This is a genomic window from Paenibacillus sp. AR247 (assembly GCF_002968895.1).
GTDB classification, from domain to species: domain Bacteria; phylum Bacillota; class Bacilli; order Paenibacillales; family Paenibacillaceae; genus Paenibacillus_AQ; species Paenibacillus_AQ favisporus.
On record NZ_PCZT01000002.1, the window covers coordinates 2696 to 19441 of the forward strand.

Annotated in this window: 17 protein-coding genes, 1 tRNA gene and 2 pseudogenes; 9 read left to right on the forward strand and 11 right to left on the reverse strand. The window is 54.2% G+C overall.

Features of this window, described 5'->3' with window-relative positions:
- Positions 1-282: 282 nt before the first annotated feature.
- The 4 genes and pseudogenes from CPT76_RS00285 (at position 283) to CPT76_RS00305 (ending at position 3840) form a co-directional block, all read left to right on the forward strand.
- Positions 283-474 (forward strand): hypothetical protein, encoded by a 192-nt coding sequence (locus CPT76_RS00285; RefSeq protein ID WP_258167936.1) that lies wholly within the window; start codon positions 283-285, stop codon positions 472-474.
- A gap of 716 nt (positions 475-1190) precedes the next feature.
- A pseudogene (locus CPT76_RS00295) lies at positions 1191-1771 on the forward strand (DEAD/DEAH box helicase); the annotation flags it as partial.
- The gene (locus CPT76_RS00300; protein WP_105441553.1) at positions 1771-2712 is read left to right on the forward strand and encodes a YqhG family protein; all 942 of its coding nucleotides are present in this window, start codon (positions 1771-1773) and stop codon (positions 2710-2712) included. The pseudogene CPT76_RS00295 and the gene CPT76_RS00300, both read left to right, overlap by 1 nt.
- Positions 2713-2853: 141 nt before the next feature.
- Positions 2854-3840 (forward strand): hypothetical protein, encoded by a 987-nt coding sequence (locus CPT76_RS00305; protein ID WP_105441554.1) that lies wholly within the window; start codon positions 2854-2856, stop codon positions 3838-3840.
- A 98-nt stretch (positions 3841-3938) separates the two neighbouring features.
- On the opposite strand, the gene CPT76_RS00310 is transcribed toward CPT76_RS00305, so the two are convergent.
- Entirely contained in the window at positions 3939-4157 is a 219-nt protein-coding gene (locus CPT76_RS00310; RefSeq protein WP_105441555.1) for a YqzE family protein, read from the reverse strand.
- Positions 4158-4378: 221 nt separating this feature from the next.
- Here CPT76_RS00310 and CPT76_RS00315 point away from each other — a divergent pair, with 221 nt between their 5' ends.
- Complete coding sequence (locus CPT76_RS00315) at positions 4379-5044, forward strand: N-acetylmuramoyl-L-alanine amidase (protein ID WP_374954585.1); 666 nt, start codon at positions 4379-4381, stop codon at positions 5042-5044.
- On the opposite strand, the gene CPT76_RS00320 is transcribed toward CPT76_RS00315, so the two are convergent.
- Both CPT76_RS00320 and CPT76_RS00325 read right to left on the reverse strand, forming a co-directional pair.
- A complete protein-coding gene (locus tag CPT76_RS00320; RefSeq protein ID WP_258167938.1) occupies positions 5019-5927 on the reverse strand; it encodes a divergent polysaccharide deacetylase family protein in 909 nt (302 codons plus the stop codon). The genes CPT76_RS00315 and CPT76_RS00320 overlap by 26 nt on opposite strands.
- Positions 5928-6103: 176 nt before the next feature.
- A tRNA-Leu gene (locus CPT76_RS00325) sits at positions 6104-6187 on the reverse strand.
- 203 nt (positions 6188-6390) lie between these two features.
- Here CPT76_RS00325 and CPT76_RS00330 point away from each other — a divergent pair.
- Complete coding sequence (locus CPT76_RS00330) at positions 6391-6852, forward strand: YhjD family protein (protein ID WP_258167939.1); 462 nt, start codon at positions 6391-6393, stop codon at positions 6850-6852.
- Between the two features lie 58 nt (positions 6853-6910).
- Here the strand turns inward: CPT76_RS00330 and CPT76_RS00335 are convergent, their stop codons facing one another.
- The 4 genes from CPT76_RS00335 to CPT76_RS00350 form a co-directional block, all read right to left on the reverse strand.
- Positions 6911-7126, reverse strand: coding sequence for a hypothetical protein (locus tag CPT76_RS00335; protein ID WP_076170212.1), 216 nt, complete (start codon positions 7124-7126; stop codon positions 6911-6913).
- A 372-nt stretch (positions 7127-7498) separates the two neighbouring features.
- Positions 7499-7828, reverse strand: coding sequence for a hypothetical protein (locus tag CPT76_RS00340; RefSeq protein WP_076170213.1), 330 nt, complete (start codon positions 7826-7828; stop codon positions 7499-7501).
- Between the two features lie 118 nt (positions 7829-7946).
- On the reverse strand, positions 7947-8519 hold the full coding sequence (locus CPT76_RS00345; RefSeq protein ID WP_076170214.1) for a xanthine phosphoribosyltransferase: 573 nt from the start codon (positions 8517-8519) through the stop codon (positions 7947-7949).
- A 91-nt stretch (positions 8520-8610) separates the two neighbouring features.
- Positions 8611-9225: a DedA family protein gene (locus CPT76_RS00350; protein ID WP_105441556.1), complete on the reverse strand. Its 615-nt coding sequence runs from the start codon at positions 9223-9225 to the stop codon at positions 8611-8613.
- Between the two features lie 184 nt (positions 9226-9409).
- On the opposite strand from CPT76_RS00350, the gene CPT76_RS00355 reads away from it, so the two are divergent.
- Positions 9410-10438: a YkvI family membrane protein gene (locus tag CPT76_RS00355; protein ID WP_105441557.1), complete on the forward strand. Its 1029-nt coding sequence runs from the start codon at positions 9410-9412 to the stop codon at positions 10436-10438.
- 75 nt (positions 10439-10513) lie between these two features.
- Here CPT76_RS00355 and CPT76_RS00360 read toward each other — a convergent pair whose 3' ends face one another.
- Positions 10514-11641, reverse strand: coding sequence for a glycosyltransferase family 4 protein (locus CPT76_RS00360; RefSeq protein ID WP_105441558.1), 1128 nt, complete (start codon positions 11639-11641; stop codon positions 10514-10516).
- A 134-nt stretch (positions 11642-11775) separates the two neighbouring features.
- On the opposite strand from CPT76_RS00360, the gene CPT76_RS00365 reads away from it, so the two are divergent.
- Positions 11776-12942 carry a GGDEF domain-containing protein gene (locus CPT76_RS00365; RefSeq protein ID WP_105441559.1) on the forward strand — a complete coding sequence of 389 codons (1167 nt, stop codon included), beginning with the start codon at positions 11776-11778 and terminating at the stop codon, positions 12940-12942.
- 43 nt (positions 12943-12985) lie between these two features.
- A pseudogene (locus CPT76_RS41790) lies at positions 12986-14359 on the forward strand (RsmB/NOP family class I SAM-dependent RNA methyltransferase).
- A 79-nt stretch (positions 14360-14438) separates the two neighbouring features.
- On the opposite strand, the gene CPT76_RS00375 reads toward CPT76_RS41790, so the two are convergent.
- The 3 genes from CPT76_RS00375 to CPT76_RS00385 form a co-directional block, all read right to left on the reverse strand.
- A complete protein-coding gene (locus CPT76_RS00375) occupies positions 14439-15239 on the reverse strand; it encodes a Cof-type HAD-IIB family hydrolase (RefSeq protein ID WP_105441560.1) in 801 nt (266 codons plus the stop codon).
- 84 nt (positions 15240-15323) lie between these two features.
- Positions 15324-16085 (reverse strand): pseudouridine synthase, encoded by a 762-nt coding sequence (locus CPT76_RS00380; RefSeq protein WP_105441561.1) that lies wholly within the window; start codon positions 16083-16085, stop codon positions 15324-15326.
- On the reverse strand, positions 16082-16746 hold a 665-nt coding region (locus CPT76_RS00385), incomplete at its 5' end, for an RsmF rRNA methyltransferase first C-terminal domain-containing protein (RefSeq protein WP_181152636.1). The genes CPT76_RS00385 and CPT76_RS00380, both read right to left, overlap by 4 nt.

Genomic DNA, 16746 nt, shown 5'->3' on the forward strand with positions numbered 1-16746 from the left:
ATGAGGACCGCAATCGGGAACAGCAATTGGACGACTCTTTTCAGGATTGGTACCACAATATCGGGTATTGGGTTCAGCAAAAAGAAAATATGACCCAAGTGCCGAAGTCGAACGTCTTTGATGATATACCTGATATAGAAACCGAATAAAACAGTAACCAAAGGAGTTATATCACAAGAACGGTATTTCTCCTTATTTCATGCAAAATGGATTCCAAATCCTGTTATGATAGCAATAATTTTTCAGCTTTTGGGTAATATAAGCGCAAGGTGGTGTATTAGAATGTGGATTATAAAGACCGAACATAAAAGAGATGAAGACGGCGGAATTGCAGCGCTAGAACTCGAAACAGAAGATAAGCGTTTTGATGTAAATATTAGATGGGATGGCTGCGCTGAGATCCATGTATATTCAATTACGGAGGAAAACCGTGAAATCAATGATACCTTCCATACCTGTGATTTAAAAGGATGATCGATATGCTGCAGTCACTCAACAGCGTATGTAAAGATTACTTTGGTAAAGGAAGCTATTGGGAGGATACTGATGATGTTAAATTTGTCTGAACTCAAAAATCTTCACGCCGATATTCAAGCCGTTCACGAGATTTTCCCGAACACTGAAGGTTATCATCGATGGTAAAGAAATTGAAATCGATATTCTCAGAAATCAGAACGGCCATTATTTTTATGAGCTAAGCCATTACTATAAAGACGCGGACAAAACCGATCCTCACAAACCATCGGAAAATAGATATTCATCTGTTGAAGAAGCGGCACGCGGAGCACTCCGCTACGCTACGATGTTTTACCGGAGTACGGATGAGGGTGGAGCTTGGGTGAGAAAGGAGTCTTTCACTCCATAGCAATATATGGCTACCGAATATCACGAGACACCATAATAGGTGTCTTATTTACGCGTCAGGTACGCAAATAGGCCATTTAGATTTCGTTCATGCACTCATATGTTTCTGTTGTACGTCTCATATAAGAATAACTCACAAAAGCCAAGGGAACTATCATTAGCGGTTTTCGGATTTCATCTGAAGCTGAGGAGGAAGCGATCATTTCCTTTCGGAAACGATCGCTTTTTTATCTTGGACTATAAAGATTGTCAAAAATTGCATTAGATTGGTAATCCTCAATGCCCAGGAAAGACCTTCGGCAGGGCATCTTCAGTATCAATGTGTAGAATTTTGCATCGTGTTTACGGAATACCGGGCGACGCAGGAATACCTGCTTCAGATTTTCAAAAACACGGCTTGTCCTGTGTACCGTACCGCGGCGGAATGAACCGGGGCAAAAAGGACTGGATGATGGACCTGTTCCGCGGCCGGGCCCAGGTCATGATCGCCACCGAAGCCGGCGGCGAGGGCATCAACCTGCAGTTCTGCCACCATATGATCAATTTTGACCTGCCGTGGAACCCGATGCGGGTGGAGCAGCGGATCGGCCGCGTCCACCGGCTCGGGCAGCAGAACGACGTGAAGATTTACAACCTGTCCACCACCGGAACGATCGAGGAGCATATCCTGAACCTGCTGCACGAAAAAATCAACATGTTCGAGTCGGTCATCGGCGGCCTGGATGTCATTCTGGAGCGTTTCGAGAAAAAGGAATCGTTCGAGAAAAGCCTGTACAAGCTGTTCCTCGAGTCGGAGTCGGATGAGGAAATCCGCAGCAAGGTCAGCTCGCTCGGGCAGTCGCTTGACCAGATCAAGCGCGAGATCGAATACGAAGATGCGGAAACCGTCATTGAGGAGGAAGCTTGATGAGCCTGTCCCCGCAGGAAGTTCAGAAGCAAGTGCTAACCTATCTGGAAACGACCGAATGCAGCATTATCGAGAAGTCTCCTTATCACGTGACCGTCAAGCTGTCACCGCAGGCGGACAAACAGCTGACCAACCGCCCCTACTACTGGGGCTTTATTGAACGGACGGGGGCGGAGCCGGAAACCCTTTCCTACACCTTCGTCTTTGACCCGGACCAATATAACGAACAGGCGGCCAAAACCCCGCCTCCTTCAGCGCAGCCTCAGCCGCAGGACAGCATTCTGTCGAGGTATTTCGGGGTGAATCCGGCAGGGCCGCGGATCGGCCCAGGGCGAATTCCCCGCGAAGACGTCACATACGGCAGCAGCCGGCTGCAGCAAATTTGGTCCGTAGCCCGGCAGGAGGGCTCCTGCGTGTACCTGTTCGAGCAGCCGGGCCCTTTGCAGCGGGAGACGCTGTTCTCTGCCCCCTACGAGCCGTGGCTGGGCGTCTGCTTCAAGGTCGAGATGACCTGCGACGTGAAGAAAGAAGCGCTCCACTTCATCGGCATCTCGCTGGTGACCGGGCAGATCGACCAGCAGTTTGCCCGGCGTCTGGAGACGCTTCAGCTCGGGCCGCGGCTTCCCGAGAATATCCATATCCAGCCGGGAAGCCTCTCGCTCGCGGGCGCGGCCAATCTGCTGGAGAAGCATATGAAGGGACTGCTGGCAGGAGAGGATTACAGCTGGGCGGAAGCCGCCAGGGAGCGCCTTAGGGATGAGCTTGCGGTGATCGACATGTATTACGAAGACCTCCTCAAGGAAACCGAGGAGGAGAAGCTTACGGCCATCCGGGAGCAATACGACAACCGGCGCAGCGAAATGACATGGCAGTATGAACCTAAGGTGAACCTGTCCGCCATAACCTGCGGTCTGTTTCACTTAAGATCCATCCGTCCATGAGCATTTGACCTCCCTCGCTAAAAGAAGGCAAAAAAAGACCCGTGCCCGCGCCCCAAAGCCCGACACCTTGCAACAGCCTTTTTACGGCTTGTCCGATACAATGATGTCAATAAAGCTCTGAAATCGAGGAGGGTGAATGTGGTGAGGATGGTATCTCTCGCTTTAAAAGTGACGGCGTTGACCTGTGCCGTCAGCTGCGCCTTGCCGGCCTGGGGTCCTGCGGTCCCGCAATCGGCCGCAGCGGTCGGCATCGCTGCCGCCAAGGCGGCAAGCCCAGCGCGGACGGCCTTGCTTCGGATCGCATCGGGATCGGACATGCAGGCGGTGCCCGCGCCGCTGGAGAGCTTTGCCGGCTCCGTCGTCCGCGAGCTGTCCGCGCAGTCCGAGTTTCAGCAGTGGGAAAGCGCCGCCATCGACTATTACCCGCTAGGGCCCGGCACCCACAGCTGGCTTGCGATCGTTTCAAAGGATAGCAAGCAGCTGGGATATTTAATATTCACTGCCAGGGAGGAAGGCGGATATATGCTCAGCGAGTACGGCAGCGGTCCAGCCATCCCTTACAGTAGCGATGCGCTCCATGACCGGCTTGCTGAGGATGGCCTTATTCCCGATCACCCCGGCCTCCCCGCAAACGTTCAAATCCAAGCTCAATATTCGGCCATGCTGCCGGTTTGGAAAGTGACCCTGCCCGGCAAGCCAGCGATGTACATCAATGCGCTGACTTTGGAGCTTCTGCCGGCAAATGCCGTTTCCGCCAGCACCGCCTCCGTTTCTAAGACAGCAGTCGTTACCAATCAGAACGGTCTCCGGCTCGAGGCATCGTCACCTGCTGCGAAGATAGATGGCAACGATCCTTATGACGACCTGCTCTGGATGACCTCGCCCCGGCTGAACATCCGCCGCGGAGACGATCTGCTGAAAGCAGTCGCATCCGGCGGCAGTCTGATCTTCACCGCTCCCGGCCGTAACGCGTCCTATGGGGCGCCGTTTGCGGTAAGCGGGATTCAGACATGGTCTCCAGCCGCAAGCGCTCCTGCGGTCAACTACGCGGCGACAGGACGTGCCGGAACCCGGTACCTCCCTGTCTCCATGCTGATGGCTGCCGGAGAATTTCATGCCCGCCCCTAGATCCGCTGCATGATTATCTGTTCCTGCCCTTATCGCGTTTCCTTCCCAAAAAGAAGCGGACCTCGTATCCACACGAGGTCCGCTTCTTTCATTTTCGTTCAGTCATGAAGATTCCGAATCTTGGTTTTTCGCCGCTTGGGATGGCGTTTGTCAGCCGCCCGGCCTCCCCATTGGGACAATCCGAACGGGATCATGCCGAACCATTTGACCGTCCACGGCTCTTTATATTTTTGCTTCCTTCGTTCTTCCTTGGGTGTTTCCATGTAGTTGACGACGCGCTCTGTAATGTATTTTACAAGTTCATCTCCACTGGCCATTTCCATTCCTCCCACAATGCCAAATTACAGCCCTGCTATGCTCTTAGTTTGCACAGAGATACTGTAATCTAAACGGAGGAATGCGGACGGTGCATTTTTTACCGTTTATTGCACATTCTAACTTCGACATCAATTTTTCGCTCAAATCCCGTTTAACGAAAGGAGGGCCATCCTTTATGCCTATCAAAAGCTTGATCGCCGCCATCCTCCTGATCCCGGCAATGTTGTGCGCAGGCAGCTCGTCCGCTTGGGCCGCAGGCCCCGGTGACCAAAGTACAACCGCCTATCCGGAGCATCCGGCTTTTCCGCATGAAGTTATTATCGTGGATGCAGGACATGGCGGTGTCGACGGAGGGACTTCATTTCAGAACATTCTGGAAAAGGACATTAACCTCGCCATCGCCCAGAAGCTGTTTATGCTGCTGCGCAGCCAGGGGTACGACGCGGTCTTGAACCGGACGGCTGATTACGCCCTCAGCGACGACAATCACTGGCTCCGCAGCTCTTCCCGCCATAAACGCGATCTCGCGCAGCGCAAGGAGCTAAGCCATCAGCTGCCGACCCTGATCGTCGTGAGTCTTCACGTCAATTGGGGCCGCAATCCTTCAAAGAACGGGGCGCTTGTGCTTCACCAGAACGAAGGGCGCAGCGTCCTGCTTGCGGACAGCATCCAGCAGCAGCTTAACCCGCTGTACCAGACGAAGGGAAGCATCCGGCTGGGAAGCCCGTTTTACCTGCTGAACCAGGTTAAAGATCCTGCGGTTATCGTAGAGACCGGATTTCTCAGCAATGCCGCAGACCGGGCGATGCTGTGCAATCGGCGCGGGCAGCTCAAGATCGCGCAGGCCATCGCGAACGGAATCAATTATTATTTGACGGCAATATAGGCGCCGGCTTCCAATCCCAGATATCCCGGACGAGATCGCTGATTCCTACAAAAGATACGGAGTTCTGCATACCGGTGATGCTTTGGCGAATGGCCTCCGCCGTCTTTTTCCCCTGCACGCCGACATGACCGATCGTTACACAGTTCTGATGTTCGCTCGCCCAGGTTTCAACGGCTTTCATTTGTTTGCTGACATGGCTGACGGTGTGTCGGTCGTCCAGAAATATGTTATTGGCCACCGGAGGCATTCCCATCTGAACGGCCAGCTTGCCGACAACGGAATGGTAGTTGGTCTTGCTGTCCACGAAGAACAACCCGCGTTCGCGGCAGACCTCCAGTACGATGGACATGATCCGTTCGTCTCCGGTAATCTTCGATCCCATATGATTGTTCATGCCGACCGCATACGGCACGTTGTCGATGGCTTCCTCCACCCGTTGGCGAATCTCCTCATTGCTCATATTGGAGGTAATGGCGCCGGGACCTAGCCACTTGGGATTGCCCTGCTTGGGCTCCATCGGCATATGGACAATGACGTCATGCCCCTGTTTATGGGCCAGCTCCGCGTCGGCTTTACTGGTAGGAAGAAACGGCATGATGGCCACGGTCAGCTTAATCGGCAGGGACAGCATTTCTTCGGTTCCCCCTTGCCCGTTCCCGAAGTCGTCGATGATGATCGCAACCTTTTTATCCGGCTTCATGTCACTTTGCCGCTTGTCTGCCGCGGGCTGCTCCGCTTGCTCGTTGAAGACCCGCTCCGCCGCCAGTGATCGTTCCCCATCCGCGAAGGCGGTTTGACCAGAAAGCGCAACCGTAAGGGCCAGTCCCGCTGCCGCAATATTCCGCCAGCCGTGATGCAGCTTATTGAAAGATGATGTACTCAAGCAACTTCCTCCTTTACTCGGTATCTCCACGATGTGGTTTCATTGTTTGAGGAAGTTGGAGGAATTATGTATAGCAAAAATCCCCGTTTCGCCCCTCTCAGAAAAGTTACGGGAATAACAAATAACACAAAAAGGCGTCCCCGTTGTTCAAAACGGGAACGCCTTATATGTATGTATGCGGTCGAGAGGACTCGAACCTCCACGGGGGTTAGCCCACACGGACCTGAACCGTGCGCGTCTGCCAATTCCGCCACGACCGCAAATCGGTCGGTCACTCTTTGAAAGATTCAATCTTTCGCAGCGACAAGATAGATCATACCATGCTGGACAGGTATAGTCAACACTTTTTCAAAAAAAGTTTAATCTCCTTTTCATTCTGAACAATTTCCAGTTCCTATCTATTGAATAATCCAAGCATTTGCGGGTAAAATAAGAACATAAGTTCGTACAGGTGGTGATATGTATGGCAGCACCCGGCATGACGTCGGAAGAGGCATCGCTGATTAAGAGTTATCTGCTCCTGATTTTTATTCATAAAGTTTTCGAACGGGACATTCGGATTATGGAGGAGAGCGGCGTATTCAAGACACCTCAGTTGTATTCGGAACTGATTGTGAACGGCGACCGGCAGGCCGGCACACTGCTCGCTGAAGTCAAGCGGGAAATGAAAAGACGCAAGATCCGGATCCTCCGAATCTTACAAGATGATACCGGGGTCAGGGCGGAATATTCCTGCAGAGGCTATACCGACGAAATGAATATCCTCTGGCCGGCTTTTCGTAACGAGATGCTCGTTCGGATGAGAGTTTACCTCGGGCTGGATCCTTTCTCTCCAGAAGACCGTTCTCTCCTACCCGTCTCTTCTTTTACTCACCATATGGACCACCCCGCTGCTCCCTATTTTCAGGAGGGCTCCAAACCATAAGAGCCGCCTGGAGTCCCCCGATATGAACCAAGGGGAACCGAACCAGACGGCTCTGCTATTATTCCAGAGGGCTTTGACGCGGAGCACTCGCAGGCTGGAACAAGTAGTTCCGGTCCAGCTTGACCACTTTGCGGTTGCGGCGGCGGATCAGCACCTGGCTGCCGTCCCAAGCCACAACAATCCCGGTTACATCATTGCTTTCGATGCCGTCGCGAACCACCCGGACCTGCTCTCCGGATTGGCGGTACGCATCCAATTCCTCATCGCTGATCATCTCCAATCCTCCTTTGCTTCTGAAGCAATCTCTTCTTGTAATGAACATGGATAAGTATATGCTTTTCCCGCATATCTTACAATGGAATCGGTGTTTACCGACCTTTATTATACACAAGACTGAGTGGGTTCAATGGCATTTTTCGTTAAAATCATCCGGCATTATTAAGAAAACCTCTATCGACGTACCTTCAAAGAAGACAGACCGCGTTAAAAGGTAATTTTTCTTGCAATATCAGGAAGCAATGCTCTGGCGTTTACACTTTTCTGATATTATAAGAAAGGACCAGCAGCCAATAGGCCGCTGATCCTGAATGTGTTGGTATAAAGGTGTGTATATTAATCAACTGAACCTCTCGGTGACGCTCAGCAATTAACGTTGTGCGTGTTCTTTACTGTCGTTCTTCTCGTACCAATAATCGAGCACCGTCGACGACATCACTCGTTTTTCCAGATATTCAACTTGATGAGGGGTAAACAATTCCTTCCAGGAGAAGTCTAGCTCATCACACATGCCCACGATAGTCAGCAGTTCTGACCAGGCCACGTAACGTTTATACCAAAAAAACTGAGGATGCTCTATAATATAGGGATAGAGGTCATCGAATTCGGTATGCTTGCAATCAAGCGCTCTTTCAAAGTGATCCTTTGCTTTGGCCAATTTATCAATGAAATACTGTTCGGTTACCGGTTCTTTCCCCATTGTGCTGCCTCCCCTCATGATCATCTAATACATATTATAAGCCAAAAGACGGCCGGTTGAAAGAAATTGTTTCGATTTATCCGCGGAAAATGCGGCGAAACGGGCTTTCATCCCGGGCTTAATCGGCAAAAGTGATGACGCCGCCTTCGAGCGACTGGATACGGACGAGCGGTTCAATACTTATGCCCTGCTCCCGGATGGTCCGGGCCCCTGCCTGAAAGCACTTCTCTATGACGACACCAAGGCCAACCAATTCCGCGCCGGAGCGTTCGATAATTTTGATAAGCCCCCGCGCAGCATCTCCGTTTGCAATGATGTCATCGATAAAGAGCACTTTATCCTGTTCGCTGATATAATGACGCGACAGCATAATATCCGTCACGATCCCTTTGGTAAACGAAGGAACCCGTTCGCAAAGAGCGTCCGGATCGGCCAGCAGCGTCTTCTTGCGGCGGGCGAACACCAGCGGCACGCCAAGCTCGTAAGCCGTCGCAAAGGCCACCGCAATCCCAGACGATTCCACGGTAACGACCCGGGTCACACCGGCTTCGGCAAACCGGGATGCAAACTCTTTTCCCATCTCCATCGTCAGCTGCGGATCCACCTGGTGATTAAGCAGACCGTCCAAGTTCAGCACCTGATCCGAAACGATGACGCCTTCTTGTAAAATTCGTTCTTTTAACTTATCCATTTCAATAGCCCCCTACGCCGTTCCTTTGACGTAAAAGTAACATATCTTGGGCTCCCACTTCAAGGGGAAACTCCATACATAACTTCAAATGTCAGCGTTTCTTCCACCGAAGCAAACCAATGGCCGCTCCGAGTGCAAGAAGGGCCGCAAGCAGCCCGATCCGGATCGTGGTGTGCGTCATCCTCCCGGCAATTTCGTTCCAATGATATCCAACGGCATGTCCGATCAGCATAAACGTGGTGCACCACAAGGCGGCACCTGCTCCCGCATACACCACATAAGCCCTGGCAGGAAGTTTCGTCGTCCCCGCGATATACGAAGATAAATGCCGGGCGATATACGAAGATAAATGCCGGAGTCCAGGCACGAAGTAGCCGACGATAATGCTTAGTGATCCATAACGCCTAAACCACTTCTCCGCCCCAGCCAGCCGCTCCGGAGTCATTCTTACCCATTTTCCATACCGGTGAAGCAGGGGTTCCCCGACCAGGCGTCCAAGAGAATAGCTGATCATCATCCCGGTCATGCTTCCCAGAAAAGTGACGGCCAGCGCGCCGGCAAAGTTGAACTCACCCCTCGCGGCCATCCCCCCGAAAGCAACAATCAGCGTTTCGTCAGGCACCGGAATACCCAGAATGCCCAGGGCCAGCAAAAAGTACATGGCGGCATACCCGTAATGGGCAATGTAAAAGGTAACTCCTGCCATAACAAAGCCTCTCTTTCCTATCGGTGTGTCTATTCGTCCATTCGAACGCAGCCGCTCACGGGAAACGCCTTATGGACTGCCTTCATGAGACATGGACAGGTTCCAGTCATGTCCTACCTCTAATCATCATAACCTGTAGTACAGGCAGGACACAAACGGACTGCCTGCAGCAGGGAGGAGAACGATGAAGAACGGGATCAGGGTGCTTCAAATTGCTTTTACATATATCGGAACCATTGTGGGTGCAGGCTTTGCGACCGGACAGGAGATCCTGCAGTTTTTTACCCAATACGGCAAATGGGCGACGCTGACGATTCTGCTGTCCACCGCCCTGTTTATTTGGCTTGGTACCAAGATTATGATCATTTCACGGCGGATATCGGCCAGATCCTATGAGGATTTCAACAAGCATTTGTTCGGGGACCGGGCCGGGGGAGTGATCAGCATCGTGATGATGTTCGTGCTCGTCTGCGTAAACAGCGTCATGTTGGCGGGAGCCGGCTCCGTTTTCGTCGAGCATTTAAACCTTCATTATCAGACAGGCCTGATCATCACTCTGGTCGGATCCTATGTCTTGCTCACCCGGGGAATGAATGCCATCGTGCAGATGAACAGCATTGTCGTCCCCTTGATGCTGACGTTGTCTTTGGCCATTATATTCAATACGATCCGCATGCCGGGGGCAGACAGCTTCCTGCGGATTACGACCGACCATCATTATACGGCGGTGTGGACCTCTCCGCTGCTGTATACATCCTTCAATCTCGTCATGGCCCAAGCGGTGCTGGTACCCCTTGGAAGCAAGACGGAAAGCCATAGGGTGGTTAAATGGGGGGGCATTCTGGGGGGCGTCGGCGTCGGATTTATGCTGCTGGCCGCGCACGTTGCCATGTCCGCCCACATGCCGGGCATCCGGCAGTACGAAATCCCGATGGGCAGCATCGCCAGCAACCTGGGCACCGCCATCCAGTTGATTTATGTGATGCTGATCTTTCTGGAGATCTTCAGCACCTTCGTCGCCGACATCTACGGAGTCACCCTTCAACTGCAGCAGCATATTCCTTTGCCGCCAAAGCTTCTGATCGCCTGCGTCATGTTTATCTGTTTCCTGCTGAGCCAAATCGGATTCAGCTCCCTGCTGTCCGTGCTGTACCCGATTTTCGGCGCGCTGAGCCTGATATTGGTGCTGAAGCTGATGTTCAAATCCAAATGACAGAGGCATGAAATAGAAAAAAGGCGGGAGCTGAATTTCTCAGCACCTGCCTCTTTAAGTTGAATGGCCAGCACGCTACACCTTTTGATAAGATAAATAAATTTTCTTCAGTTCATTCACCGCATGCGTCAGGGAATATTGGCTCTTCGCCTTATCCCAGGCCGTCCGGGCGAGATCGTAGCGGTACATCGGGTCGGTGATGACCTTCTCAAGCGCTTCGCAGAGCGCGATCGGGTCCTCCGGCGGCACCAGCAGGCCGTTCACTCCGTCTTCGATCTGCTCCGGAATTCCGCCTACGTCGGTTCCTACCAGGGCCAGGCAGCTGAGCGCCGCTTCCGCAAAGACCGAACCAAAGGCTTCCGCTCGGGAAGGGAGCACGAAAATATCAAAAAACGGCATAAACTCTTCCGGATGCAGCGTGTATCCATAGAAAATAGTTTCGTTATAGATGCCAAGCTCTTTGGCAAGGCTCTCCAGCTCCGTGCGGAATGGTCCGTCTCCGATGATGTGCAGCACGTAGTCATGACCCTTTTTCTTAAGCTCGGCGCAGGCCTTCAGCAAAATATCCAGCCCTTTGGCGGGTACCAGGCGGCAGACCGTAATCAGCTGCGGCACCTCGTTCTCATGGGGAACCGGCTTGAACCGCTTTTCGTCAAAACCGTTCGGAATGACCCCAATCTTATCCGGATAGTCCACAAAGTCCGATAAATAGCCTGCGAACGACCGGGAAACCGTCAGCATGCGCTGGCTCTTCTGCTCCAGCTCGCGGTACAGCGATACGAGAAAACGGTGCTCCGGCCCCCCGCTCTTAATGCGTCCGTTCAATATTAATTCCCGTTCATAACTGGAGTGAATAGTCTGAATTAACGGCGTATCGGGAAAAACCTGCTTGGCGGCCAGCCCGGCGATGGGATGGTGCGCGTGGATCAGGTCATACGGCTTCTGGATCCGCAGACGCGTCCACCACAAGTAATCCTTGTACGTCTGAATATATTTTTGAACGACAGGGGAGTCCTTGAACTCGGTCCAATCGAAGGTGTCAAACACGACCTCCTCATGCCCCTTGTTGCGGATCCGTTTAGGAAGCCAGAACAGCTCCATATCCCATCTTGATGATTGGAATCGCTCCTGCATATACGGAATCATGGAGGATACTCCGCCCGGCTGCTCGGGTGGGAAAAAGAGGGCCTGTAACAATCTCATAATGGGAAAACCACCCCTTTCTGTAGGTCTCTTAGCTTTTCGGCATCTTGTAAATTATGATATATTAGAACATATGTTTCAGTAAAGTAAAACCGCTGATCCAAAGAATATTCAAGAGAGCAGGAGAACGATCCATGCCCTACTCTTCATTCTTATCCCCCATTGTACCGGGGATTGCCGCCGCATCAGGTTTATATATCATACTCATCATGCTGCTGATTTGTCTCACGATGTACAGCAGGCAGCGCAAAAAAGCCTATCTCTACATGGTGGCGGCCTTTTTGTTCATTATGGCATACGAAGGGGTGAACATCCATTTCGCCTTCTCCGGATCGCCTAGGCAAGGGAGTTACCCGGAAGGAGCCGATTGGCTTCAGGCCTTCTCCTTCCTCCTCCTGAACTTCGCCGTGTACCAGCTGTACCACCGGATGAACCGCAGGCTGCGGGCGCTCCTGATCGTCATGGCGGTTCTGTATATCGTCCCGCTCCTGTCTCCCGGTTTTATGGAAGGGACCGGAAGCTGGCAGGCGGGTTATATAGACCTGTGCCAATTGGGCACCGTAATGATAGGGCTATTCGGCATGGCACCTCGGGTCGGCCAGCGCAAGAAATATACCGCCGGATTGGCCGTCTATTTTGTCTACATTTTGGTCCATCTGCTGAACAACCTCATCCCCCTGGAAGAGACTTGGATTCCGGCGATTTGGATCTGGCTGCCGCTCTTGTTTTACACGCTCCTCTTTTTTATTTTGTTTACGCGGATCGTGGAGCAAATGCAGTCGATCTACCGCTCATCCATTACCGACGGCTTGACCAATTTATACAACCGCCGCTTCTTTACGAGGCAGCTGAACCGTTACGTGGATCAGGGGCTGAAGGTCTCGCTGATTTTCTGCGACATCGATAATTTCAAGAAGCTGAACGATACCGAAGGCCATGCCAGAGCGGATCAGGTGCTGAAGCAGGTGGCCGCCATCATCGAGGAGGAAGTCGACGAAGCAGGCCTGGCCGGGCGGTACGGGGGCGAGGAGCTGGTTGCCATCATCATCGATAAAAGGGCCAAAGTCAGCCGGATTGCCGAGCAAATCCGGGCCCGTGTCGAAGCCGAAACGATCGTGACCCTAAGCGTCGGATACAGCGTCCTTCGTGCAGGCACGAACGCCGGTACACTCATTTCGCAGGCGGATCAGGCCATGTACCGCTCGAAGACGACAGGCAAAAATAAAGTGACCGCATACCGGTCTTCAAATCCGCCGGCAGCCGTCGGGACCTCCCCTTCGGCGGAAAGCACGAATACATAGAAACCGCATCCATGATGATGTTGAATAAAGGAGTATGTAACGAATGGGTAAACAGGAACTCCCCGCAGCTTTTGTCAGACAGATGGAACCCCTGCTGGGAAGCGATACCGAAGCATTTCTTGACAGCTACGAGCGGCCGAGAACGCATGGGCTCAGGTTCAACGGCTTAAAGCTTGCGGGCGTGCCGCAGCTCAAGGAGGCAGTCATCCGGGAGTTTGGCTTGACCCCGGTTCCTTGGTGCAGCACCGGCTATTACTACGGGGAGAACGTCCGGCCAGGCAAGCATCCGTACCACACGGCCGGTTTATATTACATCCAGGAACCGTCGGCCATGTCGGCTGTGGAGCTGCTCGATCCGCAGCCCGGCGAGACGATCCTGGACCTGGCCGCGGCGCCAGGCGGCAAGAGCACCCATATCGCCTCGAAAATGAACGGCGAAGGGCTGCTCGTCTCGAACGAAATCCACCCGGAACGGGCGAAAATTTTGGCCGAGAACATCGAGCGTATGGGCGTTACTAACGCTGTAGTTACAAGCGCGGCGCCGGACGAGCTGTCGCGCCGTTTCCCGCAGGCGTTTGACCGGATCATGCTGGACGCCCCATGCTCGGGCGAAGGCATGTTGCTGGACGCCCCACTGCTCGGGCGAAGGCATGTTCCGCAAGGACTCCGGGGCGATCGCGGAATGGACGCCGCAGCTGGTCGAGCTGTGCGCCGCCCGGCAGTGGGATATTTTGCAGGAGGCATACGCCATGCTGAAACCCGGCGGTAGTATGGCTTATTCAACCTGCACGTTTAACCGCAGCGAAAATGAAGACATGATGGAGCGCTTTACGGCTTATTATGCCGATATGGAAATCATCGCCATGAAGCGGCTGTGGCCGCATCGCGAGGCGGGGGAAGGGCATTTTGTCGCCCTCCTTCAGAAACAGGGAGAACCCAGCGGCAGCGGGCACACCCTGGAGGCCTCGCCAAGCGAGCGGCAGCGGCCGCGAAGAAAAGGCCGCACCGGAAACGGCAAGCCGGGAGCCGGCCCCCAGGACGCCCAGTCTGCGCTGAAGGCGTTCCAGGCCTGGGCGGAAGAGGAGCTGCCGGACTTCGCGCTGCCGGCGGGTACGCCGATTCTGTTCGGCGAATCGCTGTACCTGCTTCCAGGCGGGGAGCTGCTGCAGGAACAGCAGCTCCAGGGCCTGAAAGTGCCGCGGGCGGGCCTCCACCTGGCCCACCTCAAGAAAAACCGGATCGAGCCGGCGCATGCGCTCGCCATGGCTCTCTCCCGCAGCAGACGCCAAGCGCATCACGCTGGCCGCGGAGGACCCGCAGGGTCCTCGCGGCCGTGGACGGGCTGCCGCTCGGCTGGGGCAAGGCCAGCGGCGGGCAGCTCAAAAACCACCTGCCCAAAGGCCTGCGGCAACACTAGCCACCGGCCATCAACAGCAAAGAGCCTTCCTACGCCAGCGTGTACCAAGCTGAAGCCGTAGGAAGGCTCTTTTTATTTATTACGACAAACAGTATTTCAGCAGCGCCGCGTGCACGCCGTCCTCATTGTTCGAAGCCGTCACCTCATTAGCTGCGGCCTTAACCTCCAACGGTGAGTTGTCCATCGCCACGCCAAGGCCGGCGTAGGTGAGCATCGTAATGTCGTTATAATAGTTGCCGATCGCCAGAATCTCCTCCTGCCGGTAACCGCGCCGCTCGGCGAGCTGCTTGAGGGCGTTCCCCTTGGACGCTTCCGGATGCATCAGATCGACGAAGTATTCGCCGCTGCGCAGAATGTTAAATTCCGGCGTCCACGCCGCGATGTCCTGATGGACCCGGTCCATCGTGTCCGGCTGCCCAAACGCGGTGACCTTGACGATCGGATCACTCAGGTCATGCAGCGGCGGCAGAACCGACGGCAGCATCAGATAGTTTTCATACATGCTGCGCACTTCCACAGCCAGTCCCTCAACGTCGTCGACAAACATCTGAAACGCCGTATTAACGTCAAAATGCACGCCTTCCTTCCGGAAGTAATCCAGGTAAGGCACGATCGCCTTGGCGTCCATCGCGTATTGGTGAACCACTTCCCGGGTGTCCACCTTCACCGTCGCTGCCCCGTTATGGCTGATGACGTAGCCGGAGAGCCCCATCTGTTCCATAAACGGAATGGAATTTTGCGGTCCTCTCCCGGTACACAGCACGATTTCAGCACCTTGACGCGCGGCCTCCTGAATCGTCTTCTGCGTCTGTTCGGTTACTTCATGCTCATCATTAAGCAGTGTGCCGTCGACATCCAATGCAATCAGTTTGTATTTCATGCTCCATCCATCCTTTGCCGTAATATCTCTATCTGTATCTGTTCTAAAACGAGCCGGTCTTTGATCTATTGTAGTATGCCAATGTTATCGGGATGTTTCATCCTTCCCGAGCTGCAGCAGCTCATCCTCCGTCAGCTCACGGTAAGTCCCGATGCGCAGGCCTTCATCCAGCTTCAGTTCCCCCATCTGCACGCGCTTGAGGTAGGTGACCTTTTTCCCGACAGCCTGGAACATCCGCTTCACCTGGTGAAATTTCCCCTCATGGATCACAAGGGAGATGTGGGAGACAACCTCGTCCCCCTGCTGCTCTTTGCGCAAAATGGTGAGTTCGCCGGGCAGCGTAACATAACCGTCGTCCAGCGTGACCCCGGAGGCGAACTGCTGTACATCGGTTTCGGTCACGTCGCCGGATACGACGGCCTCGTATGTTTTGGAAACATGCCGCTTGGGCGACAGCAGCTCATGCGCCAGCTTGCCGTCGTTCGTGAGCAGCAGCAGGCCTTCCGTGTCCTTATCCAGCCGCCCGACCGGAAACGGCTCGAATGCCAAATGCTCCGGTTCCAGCAGATCCAGCACGGTCCGGTCTCGTGTATCCTCGGTCGCCGAGACGACGCCCGGCGGCTTGTGCAGCATGAGATAGATAAATTCCTTATACTGCACCTGTTCCCCGTCAATCCGGATGTCATCCTTATACGGATCGACATGCATGCCGCTGTCCTTGGCCCGGACTCCGTTGACGGTAACCCCCGCCTGTTTGATTTTCTTCTTGATATCGCTCCGGGAGCCATATCCCATATGCGTTAACACCTTGTCCAACCGCAGTGTCGTTCTGCCCTGCTTGCTCATGCGGATGTCCACCTCCAGCCTGCCGGATATTCGTTCTTCAGCATGCCCTCCTGCCACTTGCCCCATCCGGCCGAATAGCCGTCGATGCAGACCAGGGCGTAGCCCTTGGGCGAAGCTTCGCCTCCGCATTCCACGCGTTCCTCGGGAATGCTCAGCGTTTCGCCCTTCAAATAACGAACGGCTTCGCCGCTCCCGGAATCGAGCCGGATGACCCGGATGAACTCGCCGGGATGCAGCGCCGTCGCCAGCGGATGGGCTGGAACGAAGCGGCCGTTCTTGGCATCGCCCATGTACCAGCCCGGGCGGACGACCTTCAGCCCGTCGAGAAGGCTTGGCGGCAGCGGCGATTGATAAATATGGGAGCCGTAGACGACCGTATGGCCCCCCGGCACGAAGCCAAGAAGATGCTCGCGGATGAAAGCTTCATACGCGGCCGTTGGTGCGGCTTCGCCCTGGTTCCCCGCACCTTTTTTCGGCGGTTTTCCTTTCATGGGCTTGGCGTTTCGCGTCGGCCGTTCCTTGCCCTTAGGCCGGTCAGCGGACTCCGCCGGAGCCGTGCTGCTCAGCAGCGCGTCTCTGACCCGTTCCGCTTCGGCGGCAGACTCGGGGTCCGCCTCATGCTGCAGGACAGCCAGGAAATGCCCTTCGCCTTCAATCCGGT

What these genes read in the sequence shown, in the direction of transcription:
- CPT76_RS00285 (WP_258167936.1), top strand. Translation starts at nt 283, where the DNA reads ATGTGGATTATAAAGACCGAACATAAAAGAGATGAAGACGGCGGAATT.
- CPT76_RS00300 (WP_105441553.1), top strand. Translation starts at nt 1,771, where the DNA reads ATGAGCCTGTCCCCGCAGGAAGTTCAGAAGCAAGTGCTAACCTATCTG.
- CPT76_RS00310 (WP_105441555.1), bottom strand. Translation starts at nt 4,157, where the DNA reads ATGGCCAGTGGAGATGAACTTGTAAAATACATTACAGAGCGCGTCGTC.
- CPT76_RS00315 (WP_374954585.1), top strand. Translation starts at nt 4,379, where the DNA reads ATGTTGTGCGCAGGCAGCTCGTCCGCTTGGGCCGCAGGCCCCGGTGAC.
- CPT76_RS00330 (WP_258167939.1), top strand. Translation starts at nt 6,391, where the DNA reads ATGGCAGCACCCGGCATGACGTCGGAAGAGGCATCGCTGATTAAGAGT.
- CPT76_RS00335 (WP_076170212.1), bottom strand. Translation starts at nt 7,126, where the DNA reads ATGATCAGCGATGAGGAATTGGATGCGTACCGCCAATCCGGAGAGCAG.
- CPT76_RS00340 (WP_076170213.1), bottom strand. Translation starts at nt 7,828, where the DNA reads ATGGGGAAAGAACCGGTAACCGAACAGTATTTCATTGATAAATTGGCC.
- CPT76_RS00345 (WP_076170214.1), bottom strand. Translation starts at nt 8,519, where the DNA reads ATGGATAAGTTAAAAGAACGAATTTTACAAGAAGGCGTCATCGTTTCG.
- CPT76_RS00350 (WP_105441556.1), bottom strand. Translation starts at nt 9,225, where the DNA reads ATGGCAGGAGTTACCTTTTACATTGCCCATTACGGGTATGCCGCCATG.
- CPT76_RS00355 (WP_105441557.1), top strand. Translation starts at nt 9,410, where the DNA reads ATGAAGAACGGGATCAGGGTGCTTCAAATTGCTTTTACATATATCGGA.
- CPT76_RS00360 (WP_105441558.1), bottom strand. Translation starts at nt 11,641, where the DNA reads ATGAGATTGTTACAGGCCCTCTTTTTCCCACCCGAGCAGCCGGGCGGA.
- CPT76_RS00365 (WP_105441559.1), top strand. Translation starts at nt 11,776, where the DNA reads ATGCCCTACTCTTCATTCTTATCCCCCATTGTACCGGGGATTGCCGCC.
- CPT76_RS00375 (WP_105441560.1), bottom strand. Translation starts at nt 15,239, where the DNA reads ATGAAATACAAACTGATTGCATTGGATGTCGACGGCACACTGCTTAAT.
- CPT76_RS00380 (WP_105441561.1), bottom strand. Translation starts at nt 16,085, where the DNA reads ATGAGCAAGCAGGGCAGAACGACACTGCGGTTGGACAAGGTGTTAACG.